Genomic DNA, 13,576 nt, shown 5'->3' on the forward strand with positions numbered 1-13,576 from the left:
ACTCACTTATTAAAGGAGCCTCACCGTGGCCCGTCCCCGCAGTGAAGAAAAGCAGCAGGCGCTCTTGCAGGCCGCCACCGACATTTTTGCCGAACAAGGATTAGCGGCGCCCACATCGGCCATCGCCAGGAAAGCCGGCGTCTCGGAAGGCACGCTGTTCCGCTACTTTGAAAATAAGGACGTACTGCTGAGCGCAGTCTGCGACTACCTGCTTGATGAAATGGAGCGCCTGCTGACGCAAAGCTTGCAGGGCGTTTTGCCGGGTAAAGATCAAATGCAGCTCGCCTGGGATGCCTACATTGATTGGGCGCTCGCCAATCCCGCCGCGTATGCGACAGGGAACAAATTGATGGTCTCCGGCAAGTTATCCCCTGCACAGAGGGAAAGAAGCGTACGGTTCGGTGATATTTCCCAGCTGGGTATTCCATTGGTCCAAGGGCTGGATTTAGCGCAGTCGAGCGAGTTTCAGGGCATGATCTGCACGGTAATGGCCAATGGCGTTATCGATATGGCCGTTCAAAAACCGCACCTGTTGGATATTTACAAACGCGCAGGTTATGAAGCCATGGTGCGGGCCATTGAGCTTCCTGGCGCTCATACAGCCATCTAGCTTCTTTTTTTTAATTAAATAATGAGCATGTACTCACGCATTAAAAAGACACGACAATCATGCCACCCGTTTCAAAACTAAAAATGCTACGGAGACGGGCCTGTCCAAGGCTCCGCCGACTCACAATCGTTTCTTTTATTCTCAACGTGTCTTTGATCCTCTGCGGGTGCGTAACCTCGCCTGCATCAGACCGTCTGTCAGGAACCCAGCATGTTCCTGCAACATGGCGAGCCTCCCTGCCTGACTCGGCACATGTGCCTGTGTGGAATGCATGGCCCTCCGCCCGAAATGAATCAGGCGCCCGGCGCTTGCGCGCTCCGGCTGGCAAGCCCAGTCACGAGGAGAATGAGCGCGGAGCAAAAACGCCGGTTGCGCGTGCAAATTTGGAGTGCGTTCAAGCGTTATGGAATGACGCTCGCAAACTGGTTGCGGCAGAGGCTGCGGCCCTCTATTACGCATCACGCACCTGCCGGCGACAACACGCGTTCTCTCTCCAAAGCGCGCCATTGCCTGAATCCCCCGAACGGGCGAGACAAACGCCTCCGCTTCGAACGACCTCCCCTCTGCGTGGGGACGTCGCCGAGCGTGGCAAGACCGCTGCCGATGGAAACGGGAGCAACCGCCACACCACCAGGAATTCCGTTTCCTTGATGTTGTATTTATCGCGCGTGGATACCGACCCCGGCGAAAGCGCAGCGGATTGGCAGGCTGAACCGCATGAGCATCATAACCGCGTGCGATCGACCGTGCGGAAGTGGATACGGCGTTTGTTCACTTCGTCAGAGCGGGCAATGCTTCAACGCCAGGCTGAACCGCAGCAGAACAGCACCGGATTCGTTTGAAATTCAATACAGAACAATACATCGCCGCGCCGTTGGCGACTGGTCCGACAAATAATTACCTTATGGGTTCTCCCGATGACACAACTGATAGCTCAAAACACGCGCCCCCGCTTTTGGTCTTTACAGACACTTCGTACAACCGCGCTGATGATGCCGATTGCCGCCGCCTTATCGGCCTGCGATGCGCCGGCGGACAAGGTTGCCCCACCGGCAGATAAACCGACGCTGACCGTGGCCCTGACGACGCCGGCAAGACAATCCCTTTCCCGCACCATCACGGCCAATGGTTCGATTGCGGCCTGGCAAGAGGCGATCATCAGCCCGGAGGCCAATGGACTGCGCGTGCAAAAACTGTTGGTGCAGGAAGGGGATGTGGTGCGCCAGGGCCAACCTCTGGCGGAATTTACACGCGATTCCGTGATGAATGACTGGCTGCTGGCGAAAGCCGATCTCAACGAAGCGAAAGCGGTCGCGTTGAATGCGCAAGCGGACGGAAAACGAGCGCGGTTGTTGCGCGGTGTCGGCAGCCTGAGCGAACAGGATATCCAAAAGCTGTTAACCCAGGAAAAGACGGCGCAGGCGCGTCTGGAATCGGCGAAAGCGCGGATGGCGGCCCAGCAGTTGCGACTAGACCAGACGATATTGCGCGCCCCCGATGACGGCATCATCTCCGCGCGATCGGCCGCGGTCGGTTCAGTTCCTATGCAAAGCACCGAAATGTTCCGCCTGATCCGCCAGGGAAAATTTGAATGGCGAGCGGAATTGTCGGCGCAACAGCTGGAACAAATCCAACCGGGGCAAAAAGCGCAGATCGCTTCACCTGGCGGTAACACCTGGGAAGGCATCGTGCGCCTGGCGGCACCGACGGTCAATTCGACCTCGCGCCGCGGAATTGCCTATGTGGACATCCTCCCATCAACCGCGAAGAATGCCTCGCCGATTCGGCCCGGCACGTATGCCAGCGGTACGATTACGGTAGGCGATCGGCAAGGGCTGACCGTGCCGCAATCCGCCGTCGTGGCGCGCGACGGTTTTCACCTGGTGTTCACCGTAGATGACGAGCTGCATGCACATCCGCTTAAAGTCGCGGTAGGCCGTCTGGTGAATGACCAGCAGGAGATCCTGTCCGGCCTTCAAGGCGCGGAACGCATCGTCGCCAGCGGCGGCGTGTTCCTCAATGAGGGCGATAAAGTCCAGTTGGCCAACACGGCCGAGGCTTCCCACTCATCGGATCCGCGCTAAGAGGCCCATTATGAATATCTCAACCTGGTCCATTCGCAACCCTATTCCGTCCATCTTGCTCTTTGTCATCTTGAGCGTTGCCGGCTTTTATTCTTTCAAATTGATGAAGATCCAGAGCTTCCCGGACATGGATGTGCCCACGCTCACCGTATCCGCTTCGCTTCCAGGTGCGGCGCCGCCCCAGCTCGAAACGGAGGTGGCGCGCAAGCTGGAGGACACCGTCTCTTCAGTACAGGGTTTGAAGAACCTGCGCACCACGATCCAGGATGGACTGGTCGATATCTCAGCGGAGTTTCGTCTGGAAAAACCCGTTCAGGAAGCGGTGGATGAAGTCCGCTCAGCCGTGCAAAGCATTCGCACCGAATTGCCGACGGATTTGCGTGATCCTATCGTTCGCAAGCTCAACATCACGGGCAAGCCTGTCCTGGCCTTTTCCATCAGCGCCAGCAAGATGGATGAGAATGAGCTGTCCTGGTTTGTGGACAATACCCTGTCGCGGCGTCTGAGAGGCGTCGCCGGCGTAGGGTCGGTCACCCGTGTGGGCGGCGTGAACCGCGAGATCCAAGTCGAACTCGATCCGGTCAAACTGGAGGCGATTGGCGCCACCGCCGCCGAGGTTTCCCGCCAGTTGCGCGATGTACAGATGGACGCGACGGGCGGGCGAGTCGATCTGGGGCGGGGAAAACAGCCGCTGCGTTTGGTCGCCCGCGTCAAGAACGTGGATGAATTAGCCGCGGTCGAACTGTCGTTGCCCGGCGGGCAACGTTTTCGCCTGGACGACGTGGCGACGCTGAAAGACACCATTGCGGAACGCAGTTCGCTTGCGCTCCTCAACGGCCAGAAGGTGGTTGGCTTTGAGATCACGCGCGCCAAAGGCGCCGGTGAAGTCGAGGTCGGCGACAAGGTTGAAAAAGTTCTGGCGCAATTGCGTGCGGAGCGGCCTGATTTGCACGTCACGCAGGTCTTCGACTTTGTCCGGCCTGTGCAGGAGGAGTTCGACGCCTCCATGCACATGATTTATGAAGGCGCCATTCTCGCCATCCTGGTGGTCTTCATGTTTCTGCGCGATATCCGAGCGACGTTGATCTCGGCGGCGGCGTTGCCCCTGTCGATTTTACCGGCCTTCATCGGTATGGACATGATGGGCTTCTCGCTCAGTATCGTCACGCTGCTGGCGCTGTCGCTGGTGATTGGCCTGTTGGTGGATGATGCCATCGTCGAAGTGGAGAACATCGAACGCCACATCGGCATGGGCAAACCGCCGTACCAGGCCGCGATGGATGCCGCCTCGGAAATCGGCCTGGCCGTCGTCGCCACGACATTTGCCTTGATCGCCGTTTTCCTGCCGACGGCCTTCATGTCCGGCGTTGCCGGAAGATTCTTCACGCAGTTTGGATGGACGGCGGCGCTGGCGGTGTTTGCCTCGCTGGTTGTGGCGCGCTTGCTGACGCCGATGATGGCCGCCTACCTGATGAAGCCGCATACGCGCCCTCAGCGCGATCCTTTCTGGATGGCGCTCTACCTGCGCGCCTGTCGGTGGACGCTGCGGCACCGCGGGCTCACCCTGGCGTTGGCCGGCGGGTTCTTTATCGGCTCTCTGATGCTTATCCCTCTGCTGCCCCAGGGCTTTTTCCCTGCAGATGACAACTCCCAGACGCAGGTGACGTTGGAACTGCCGCCGGGGATCACGCTGGAACAAACCCAGGCAGTGGCCGAACGCGCTCGGCATCGCCTGGCCCCCATCCCGCATATCCGCAACATCTATACCACCATCGGTGGCGGCGCAACGGGCGGCGATGTCATGGCTTCCGACGGAAAAACCGATGTTCGCATGGCAACGCTGACGGTGTTGTTGGATGCGCGTAACGAGCGTCCGAAGAAACAGGTCATCGAAGGCGAGATACGCACGGCGATGGCAGCGCTTCCGGGCGTGCGCAGCAAGGTGGGGTTTGGCGGCTCAGGTGAGAAATACCAATTGGTGCTGGCCGGCGATGATCCTCTGCTGCTGGCAAAGGCGGCCGATGCCGTATTAAGTGACCTGCGGCAGATCCCTGGCCTCGGCAATATTGCCTCCAGCGCCGGGCTGGCGCGCAGCGAAGTCCTCTTGCAGCCCAATTTCGCCAAAGCGGCCGATCTGGGGGTATCGGGCGTCGCGATTGCCGATACCTTGCGTATCGCAACCGTGGGTGACTACGATCAGTTTCTGTCAAAATTCAACGTGGAGCAGCGCCAGATCCCGATCGTCGTCAAGCTGTCAAAGGACATCCGTGAAGATATGGGGGTACTTGAACGTTTGACCGTACCAGGCGCCAGAGGCCCGGTGCTGCTCAATCAGATCGTCAATATCGAGCAAGGCAGTGGGCCGGCGCAGATTAATCGCATCAATCGCGCACGCAGCGTGACCCTTGACGTGGAACTGTCGGGCACCCAGCTCGGGGATCTGGCCGCTCAGGTGGCGAAGCTGCCGTCAGTCCAGAATCTGCCGGCCGGCGTGCACCAGGTTGTGCAGGGGGATGACGAAATGATGAAGGAGCTGTTTTCCGGTTTCGGTACGGCAATGGTCGCCGGCATCCTGGCCATCTATATCGTGCTGGTTCTGCTGTTCAAAGACTTCTTCCAACCGATCACCATTCTGGCCGCGCTCCCGCTGTCATTGGGCGGCGCATTCGTTGGGTTACTGCTGGCGGGCCAGTCTTTCTCGATGTCATCCCTGATCGGGTTAATCATGTTGATGGGGATTGCGACCAAAAACTCGATCCTGCTGGTCGATTATGCGATCGAGTCACGGCGCGGCCATTACGGCCCGAATGGCGAAGTGCTCAATAAACCCATGAGCCGGACAGAGGCGCTGATTGATGCCTGCCACAAACGTTCCCGCCCCGTCATCATGACGACGTTAGCGATGGGGGCGGGCATGTTGCCCGTGGCTCTGGGTTTCGGCAGTGCCGATCCCAGCTTCCGCAGCCCGATGGCGGTGGCCGTCATCGGAGGATTGATCACCTCCACCGTGCTGAGCCTGCTGGTTATCCCTGTCGTTTATACCCTGATTGACGATCTCGAAAACTGGCTGCGCAAGTTGCCCAGCCTACTGGCACGCAGCAAGAACCTGAGCGGGAGGAAAAAAGCCGGGTTTGCCATGCTTATCGTGGTTTTGCTGTATTGGCTGGCATTTCCTGTCATTCCGTTCCTCGACATTCCCTACAAGATTGTCGTTGTCTCTACGCTTGTCGTGGTCGGTGAAACCTTGTTTGTCATTGCCATCGCCCTGCTGGGCAAAGAGTATTGGGGCCAGATCAAACACTGGCTGCGGCAGAAGGTCTTTAAGCGAAAAGGCTAAGCGCTGATAACGGTTCGCGGTGGCGAATAGCGTTTTGCCGCCGCCGCGCCCCCATCAACTTCCCTCCCACGCCGAGGGCCGATTCTCGCTGCGCCACCTCTCCCCCGGCGCCGGCGGTTTCAATCCGTCAATGGTCCACAGCGAGAACGGCGTTTCGTCGGCGTGCAGTTCCCGACACAGCCCGCGGGCGGCGATGTCGGGTTGCAGGATGCGGGTGCAGGCCGCCAGGAATTGCTGCTGCTCCGCGTCGTTGTCCAGGGCGCGGGCGATATGATCGATGGTCACCCGCACGAAGTCATCGGCCGGCTCGCCGCCGAGATAGGCCGCCCCTGGCGGCAGCACGTGAAAAAACACGTTGACGTAAAAACGCGGCAAGAAGTCCTGATACAGGGCGGTGGCCTTCTGTGCGATCGCGCGATGGCGGCTGGCCGTCGTCCAGGCCCGTTAACGGCGCGCTACAACAGCGCAATCATCTTAAGCAGTTCCACCCGATTACGGATGCCGAACTTCTTGCCGGCATTGTTGAGGTGCGAATAAACGGTTTTCGGGTGCAAATTCAGCCGCCGCGCGGTCTGGCGGATATCTTCGGTGCGGGCGGTTTCACACAGTACCGCCGCCTCGCCAGGCGTGATCGCCGCCGCCCGATGCCGGTTCACCACGCGCCATTCGCCCGCCGCTTCACGGCGGACTAGCGCCGCGCAGGTCTCCCGCACCACCTGCAGCGCTTCCCGTTTGTGCAAAATCGCATCCGGCCGCGCCGCCGCGATAAATGCCAGGATCAGCGGCGAAGTCTTATCGACGAAGAACAGTATCCGGACGTCTTTATATTCAGCGCGGCAAAGGTCAACAAACCTCAAATAGGCTTCGAACCGATAGATTTCATGGGGAAAATCCATGATAATTAAATCAGGCGCCGGGCTTATATTTTTAACGATGTTAATATTAGGCGCAGATAAGGTTATCACCCCACCCCCCAATAATGTTTTCATACCTAACCGGCACAACGACGAACCGTCGATATAAATCACTCTCACTTTAATTCTCCTTATCAGCATGAAAACATGCTTCCACACCTTAGGCAGCTTGTCGCTGTTCTTTTTTGGGGTAATTCGCTTGCAAAGCACACCGATATAAAACATCTTGATAACATGTTTTTCAAATAATCACGCAACAGTCAGCACGTTGATTAATACGCAAAAAAGGCATGAATGTTTCAAATTATTTCATAAGCAAAAACTGACAACCCAATAAAAACGCAACACAATGATATAGATCTATTTTCCATTTTGTATGACATAAAGGAAAATGAAAATAAATGTAACAACCCGCACTACCACCTTATTACCATGCGGAAAACACCTATAGGGAAAATTCTTAGTTTGTTAGGATGAAAATCCATGTTTGCCGACGCGTTTAAAAAACAATTGCGCAACATGATTAATCAACAAACGCACGTCAGTAATTTATTACTGTCAGGAAAGCTTTTCTCTAAAGTTAATTAAAGGGCATTTCACATGAATGTTAAATTAGTCGCATTATCCATGCTGGCTCTCTCCGGCGCCTGTGCGGCCGCCTCATCCAATACCGTGCAATTCAAAGGCGAAGTCAGCACGCAAACCTGTTCGGTGAATATTAACGGCAACCAATCCAACCCGGTCGTGTTGCTGCCGACCGTCGCCGCCAGCAAACTCGCCGCCAAAGGCGCCACCGCCGGCGACACCACCTTTACCGTTAACGTGACGGGCTGCGCCGCGGCGACCAGCGATACGGCGATCAAAACCGTGCTGGCGGGCAACAACCCGACTACCAACGGCAACCTGGGCAACGCGGGCGATGCGGCCAAGGTGTCCATTCAACTGCTGGACAGCGACGCCACCACGCCGCTGTCATTCGCCAGCGGCTCGACCGTCACCACCTCCGCGATGACGCTGGCGAAGGACGCCACCTCCACCTCACAGAATCTGGTGGCCCGCTACTACGCGGAAGACACCGGCGTGGCGGCCGGTTCGGTGATCGCCACCGCCCAGTTCGCCATTAGCTACAAATAAGCCGGCGTCAGGCGCCACACCTGTTGATGCCAGCGCCGTTCCTTAGCGGGCGGCGCTGAATGACTCGCCCCCTTTATCGGTTCACGTTTATGCCGCAGATAACCCGCTCCGCCCGCCGATGGGCCGCCCTGTCGCTTTGCCTGATGAGTTTTGCCGCCACCCACGCCTTGGCCAGCGTAACGCTGCTCGGCAACCGCGTGATCTACCCCGCCGAGGCGCGGGAAAAAACGCTGCAGTTCACCAATGACGACGGCACCCCGGCGCTGATGCAGATCTGGCTCGACATCAATAACCCGCAGTCCACGCCGGAAAACGCCGATGCGCCCTTTGTCGCCTCGCCACAAATCTTCCGCATGAATCCGCACAGCGGGCAAATGGTGCGGCTGTCGTTCGTCGGCCAGCCGCTGGCGCGCGATCGCGAATCGCTGTTCTACCTCAACTTCCTGCAGGTGCCCGCCGTGCGTCAGACGGACAGCGACAAGAACAAACTGCTGCTGGTGGTCACCAATCGGCTGAAGGTGTTCTATCGCCCCGCCGGGCTGGCCGGCGACGCCAACCACGTCATCGATCGCCTTAGCCTGCGCCAGGTCGGCAACGCGCTGCGCGTCGATAACCCGACCGGCTACTACGCCAACGTCAGCCAGGCCGCGATCCTGAGCGGCGCGAAACGCACCGTGATCCCGCAGGCGGATCTGATCCCGCCGTTTTCGCAGGCCAGTTGGCCGGTGAACGGGGAGGTGCGGCAGGTCACGCTGCGCGTCATCAATGACTATGGGGTGGAAATCACGCGCACCCTGAACGTCGCGCGCTGAAACCAGACAGGGAGGTTTTCATGTTCGATGTCCGCAAGGCGACGCCGCTGCCCGCGCGCTGGTGCTGCGCGCTGCTGGCGCTGCCGCTGGGCTGCGCCGCCGCCGACGGCTATACCTTCGATCCCGCGCTGCTGCGCGGCAGCGTGCTGAGCAACAGCGCCCTGAGCCAGTTCAACCAACAGGACGCCGTCGCCCCCGGCAGCTATCAGATCGATCTGTACCTCAACGGCCAGTTTCTCGAGCGCGACCAAATTCGCTTCGTGCGCGCAGACAAGCAGGTGCTGCCCTGTTTCGATCGGCCGCAGCTGACACGCTTCGGGCTGAAGAATCCGCCGGCGGCCGAGGCGGAATGCCTGCTGCCCGGCCGGGATCTCAAAGACATCGCGGTGAACGCCGATATCTCGCGGCTACGGCTGGATCTGAGCATTCCGCAGGCGCTGTTGAACGGCCAGCCGCGCGGCAGCGTCAACCCCGCCAGCCTGGACAGCGGCGAATCGATGGCCTTCGTCAATTACAACCTCAACCAGTACCACGTCAGCTACCGGCAGGGGCAAACCCGCGACCTCGATTCGACCTACGCCAACCTGAACGGCGGGTTCAACCTCGGGCTATGGCGCTACCGTCAGCAGTCCAGCTACCGCTACGATCGGGAGTTCGGCGGTCACCTGGACACCAGCCGCCGCTACGTGCAGCGCGCAATCCTGCCCTGGCGCAGCGAAATGCTGTTGGGCGAAGGCTTTACCGACGGGCACTTCTTCTCTGGCCTGGGCTTTCGCGGCATTCAGCTCAGTTCGGACGATCGCATGCTGCCGGATTCACAGCGCGGCTATGCGCCGGTGGTGCGCGGCGTGGCGAAAAGCAACGCGCGCGTGACGGTGCTGCAGGGCAAAAGCACGCTGTACGAAACCACCGTAGCGCCGGGGCCGTTCGCCATCAACGATCTGTACGCCACCAACTACGCCGGCGATCTGACCGTAGTGGTGACCGAAGCCGACGGCAGCGTCAGCACCTTCACCGTGCCGTTCGCCGCAGTGCCGGAATCCATCCGCCCCGGCCAGTCTCGCTACTCCGCCATTGTCGGCCGTTCCCGCTACGTCGGCGACAACGATCTGTTCAGCGAAGTGACCTGGCAGCACGGCCTGACCAACGCCCTGACCTTCAACCTCGGCAACCAGCTGGCGGATGGCTATCAGGCGATGATGCTGGGCGGCGTGTACAGCAACGAACTGGGCGCCTTCGGCATGGACACCACCTATTCCCACGCCAGCCTGCCGGACGGCGGCGCCTCAGGCTGGATGCTGCATCTCTCTTACAGCCGAACCTTCAGCCCGACGGACACCACCTTATCCATCGCCGGCTACCGCTACTCCACCGAAGGTTTCCGCGATCTCAGCGACGTGCTCGGCGTGCGGCGCGCCGCCGTCACCGGCCAACGCTGGCAGTCCGACTCCTACCGCCAGCGTTCGCGTTTCGAGGTGGCCGTCAATCAGGGCATGGGCGCGTTCGGCAGCCTGACGATGTCCGGCTCGACCCAGGACTACCGCGATCAGCGCGGCCGCGATAATCAGCTCCAGTTGGGCTGGGGGAAAACCTTCGGCAACGGCGTGGCGCTTAACCTCTCCGTCACCCGCACCCGCAGCTTGGGCTACAGCAACGGCGACTATCGCGGCTACGGGCCGCTGGACAACGTCTACAGCGCGCCGCTGGCGCAGAACACGCAGACCGTCACCGCCCTGTCGCTGAGCTTCCCGCTCGGGCGTTCGTCATCCGCCCCCAGCGTCTCGCTGCTGGCCAACCACAGCCAGGGTCAGGGCGGCAACTATCAGGCTGCGCTGTCGGGCAGCGTCGGTGACGAGCAGCCAGTCAGCTACGGCCTGAACTTCACCACCGACGACGATCGCCAACAAAGCATCTGGGGCGGCAACCTGCAAACCCGCCTGCCCTACGCCAACGTCACCGGCTCGTTCTCCACCGCGCGCCAGTATCGACAAGGCTCACTGTCGCTGCAGGGCGCGGTGGTGGCGCACCGCGGCGGCGTGACATTAGGGCCGTATGTCGGTGACACCTTCGCCCTGATCGAGGCGCCCGGCGCCAGCGGCGCGCAGGTGATGGACGGTCAGGGCGCGCGTGTCGATCGCTTCGGCTATGCGCTGGCGCCGGCGCTGGTGCCCTATCACTACAACACCGTCGCGCTGAACCCCGAGGGCATGAATGACAAAACGGAACTGGAAGACGGCCAGCGGCGCGTCGCGCCGTACGCTGGCGCCACGGTGCGCCTGCGCTTCAACACCGTGCGCGGCCAGGCGCTGCTGATCACCGCGCAGCGGCCCGATAACGCGCCGATCCCGATGGGCGCCAACGTATTGGACAAGGCGGGCAACAGCGTGGGCATGGTCGGCCAGGCCAATCAGGTGTATCTGCGCAGCGACCGGAATGCCGGTGTGCTGAGGCTGAACTGGGGCGACGCGCCCGGTCAGCAGTGCACGCTGCATTACCGCCTGCCCGTCGCGGAAGACAGCCCGATCCAACGGCTCAGCGCCCCGTGCCGCTAGCCCGTTTAACTTATCTCAGGAGAGACGATGAAACGCATTTCTTATCTGGTCGCCGCCCCGGCGCTGTTCGCCCTGTCGCTGTTCGGCGCACCCGCGGCGCTGGCGCAATGCACGCGGGTCGCCCCCTGGATCGACTCCGGCTGCGATCCTTGCGGGGTGGGCACGGCGCTGGGTCGGGTCAACCTGACCAGCACCTATCTGCAGCCCGTCGGCACGCCGCTCGGCACCAGCGTGTTCGATCTGACCTCCGGCACCCGCTACCCCGATCCCAATAAGGTGCTGTATGAATGCGATGCCGGCGATGTCGGGCAAATTTATGAAGTCTTCGCCACCAACGGCGACGATCGCGTCGGCGGCTATTACGATCTGGGCGCCAGGGACGGCAACCCCAACTATTACGCCACCTACTTCCCTTACGTCGGCATCCGTTTGACCCACCTGGATTCCGGCAAGGTTTTTACCCGTTACTGGCAGTCGGCACCGATTACCCGCTACGCCACCGTCGGCAACAAAATCCAGATCCGGGTGAAAGACTTCAGCGCCATCCGCGCCGATCTGATCCGCATCAGCTCGCTGCCGGGCGCGGGCGCCAGCAACTACTGCGGCTACAGCGCCGGCAACCCGCTGGTGGGCATGGCGTCGACCACCGGCAATTCGAACTATACCTGCACGCAGCCGAACGGCTATGTCACCTTTCAGGGGCCCGGCATCGCCTCGGATCCTATCGGCAGCGACTCCGCCACCAACTACGCCACCTGGGGCACCGGGCGCTGGAATGCGATGGGCATGGGCACCGCACCGATCTCTTCGCTGACCTATACCGCCACCTGCGTGGCGCGCAACGTCACGCCGCTGGTGATCCTGCCGACCCTCTCCGTCAGCCAGTTGACCGCCGGGCAAACCTCACAGGCGCAGTTCACCCTCAATATCGAATGTGACAACGCCGCCGTGTCCGGCGTCAGCAGCAACAATACCGCCCTCGGCCTGCAGGTGCCGTATGAAAGCTATGTCGCGGCGCAGCGACTCGGGTTGGTCAGCGCCAACGGCGGCGTGAGTTACCTGCTCTCCAGCGGCTACGGCACCGACAGCAGCGTCGCTACCGGCGTGGGCATCGCGCTCGCCAACGCCGGCAACGGCGCGCCGATGAACTTTGTCGGCTGGGCGCGCTGCAGCGCCGGGCAATGCCCGCAGGGCAACGACGCCGGCTGGTATCCGGTGCTCAACGGCGCCAGCGGCGGCGGCAGCACCGCGGCGGGGTTTACCCACTACACCACCCAGCTCACCGCCACGCTCGCCCGGCTGCCTGGCCAAACCGTCACCGCCGGCAAGGTGGACGCCAGGGCCTACGTCTGGGTTAAGGTGCAATGATGAGAAAGAAATGCCTGATTATGGGATGCGCCCTGCTGCTGGCGCTGGCTTCCATCGGCGCGCAGGCGGGCATCATCGCCTCCGCCACGCGGGTGATCTTTCACGAGGGCGAGACGGAAAAAACCCTGATGCTGCTCAACACCAACGGCTATCCGATCGTGGCGCAAACCTGGGTCGATAACGGTGACGTCAACGCCGCCCCCGAACTGTCCCGCGCGCCGTTTGTCACCCTGCCCAGCGTATTCGCCCTGCAGCCTTCGGCGCTGAAAGGGCTGCGGATCCTGTTTGCCGGCGCGAGCCTGCCCGCCGACAGGGAGTCGGTGTTCTGGCTTAACCTGTATGAGATCCCGCCCAGCCGGCCGGCCACGCCGCCGCTGGCATCGCGCGTGACGCTGGCGATGAACACGCAGATGAAAATCTTCTACCGCCCCAGCGCGCTGAAGGGAAACGCCGACAACGCGGCCAAGGTCGTTTCGTTCACGCTGCAAAAATCACCGCGTGGCTATCTGCTGCGCTGTCACAACCGGTCGGCGTTTTATCTCTCGTTCGCTCGCATCACCGTGCAAACCGACAGGCGCGATGCCCCGGTGCGGCAAGAAAGCGACATGATGACCGCGCCATTCAGCACGCGAGATTATCACCTGGACAACGTTGCAGCGTCGGAACTCCCCTCTCAGATCACCGTTCAGGCCACCCTCATCAACGACCAGGGCCAACAGATCGTCAAGTCATACACAGCAAACCCATAACGATAAAAAGCAGCAC

The 13,576-nt window shown here is 60.7% G+C and carries 9 protein-coding genes and 1 pseudogene; 8 read left to right on the forward strand and 2 right to left on the reverse strand.

Annotation, left to right across the window (positions count from 1 at the left end; translation table 11 throughout):
• Positions 1-25: 25 nt before the first annotated feature.
• The 3 genes from ACJ8KE_RS08235 (at position 26) to ACJ8KE_RS08245 (ending at position 6,031) form a co-directional block, all read left to right on the forward strand.
• Positions 26-610, forward strand: coding sequence for a TetR/AcrR family transcriptional regulator (locus ACJ8KE_RS08235; protein WP_016928107.1), 585 nt, complete (start codon positions 26-28; stop codon positions 608-610).
• 917 nt (positions 611-1,527) lie between these two features.
• Positions 1,528-2,694, forward strand: coding sequence for an efflux RND transporter periplasmic adaptor subunit (locus ACJ8KE_RS08240; protein ID WP_261419667.1), 1,167 nt, complete (start codon positions 1,528-1,530; stop codon positions 2,692-2,694).
• Positions 2,695-2,704: 10 nt separating this feature from the next.
• Positions 2,705-6,031: an efflux RND transporter permease subunit gene (locus ACJ8KE_RS08245; RefSeq protein ID WP_442517212.1), complete on the forward strand. Its 3,327-nt coding sequence runs from the start codon at positions 2,705-2,707 to the stop codon at positions 6,029-6,031.
• Between the two features lie 54 nt (positions 6,032-6,085).
• On the opposite strand, the pseudogene ACJ8KE_RS08250 reads toward ACJ8KE_RS08245, so the two are convergent.
• Together ACJ8KE_RS08250 and ACJ8KE_RS08255 are read right to left on the reverse strand one after the other, a co-directional pair.
• Positions 6,086-6,448, reverse strand: a pseudogene (locus tag ACJ8KE_RS08250) (tautomerase family protein); the annotation flags it as partial.
• Positions 6,449-6,486: 38 nt separating this feature from the next.
• Positions 6,487-7,170 (reverse strand): helix-turn-helix transcriptional regulator, encoded by a 684-nt coding sequence (locus ACJ8KE_RS08255; protein WP_442517213.1) that lies wholly within the window; start codon positions 7,168-7,170, stop codon positions 6,487-6,489.
• 375 nt (positions 7,171-7,545) lie between these two features.
• On the opposite strand from ACJ8KE_RS08255, the gene ACJ8KE_RS08260 reads away from it, so the two are divergent.
• The 5 genes from ACJ8KE_RS08260 to ACJ8KE_RS08280 are packed head-to-tail and all read left to right on the forward strand — an operon-like array spanning position 7,546 to position 13,560.
• A complete protein-coding gene (locus tag ACJ8KE_RS08260) occupies positions 7,546-8,079 on the forward strand; it encodes a fimbrial protein (protein ID WP_033640638.1) in 534 nt (177 codons plus the stop codon).
• 59 nt (positions 8,080-8,138) lie between these two features.
• The gene (locus ACJ8KE_RS08265) at positions 8,139-8,891 is read left to right on the forward strand and encodes a fimbrial biogenesis chaperone (RefSeq protein ID WP_442517214.1); all 753 of its coding nucleotides are present in this window, start codon (positions 8,139-8,141) and stop codon (positions 8,889-8,891) included.
• Between the two features lie 20 nt (positions 8,892-8,911).
• Positions 8,912-11,443, forward strand: coding sequence for a fimbria/pilus outer membrane usher protein (locus ACJ8KE_RS08270; RefSeq protein ID WP_416170366.1), 2,532 nt, complete (start codon positions 8,912-8,914; stop codon positions 11,441-11,443).
• A 27-nt stretch (positions 11,444-11,470) separates the two neighbouring features.
• A complete protein-coding gene (locus ACJ8KE_RS08275) occupies positions 11,471-12,811 on the forward strand; it encodes a fimbrial protein (protein WP_016928116.1) in 1,341 nt (446 codons plus the stop codon).
• Entirely contained in the window at positions 12,808-13,560 is a 753-nt protein-coding gene (locus ACJ8KE_RS08280; protein WP_239445603.1) for a fimbrial biogenesis chaperone, read from the forward strand. The genes ACJ8KE_RS08275 and ACJ8KE_RS08280 overlap by 4 nt, the downstream gene beginning before the upstream one ends.
• The last annotated feature ends 16 nt before the right edge of the window (positions 13,561-13,576 follow it).

Origin of the sequence: Serratia sp. CY56464 (assembly GCF_052168435.1) — a bacterium.
In the GTDB taxonomy this organism is placed as follows: Bacteria; Pseudomonadota; Gammaproteobacteria; order Enterobacterales; family Enterobacteriaceae; genus Serratia; species Serratia marcescens.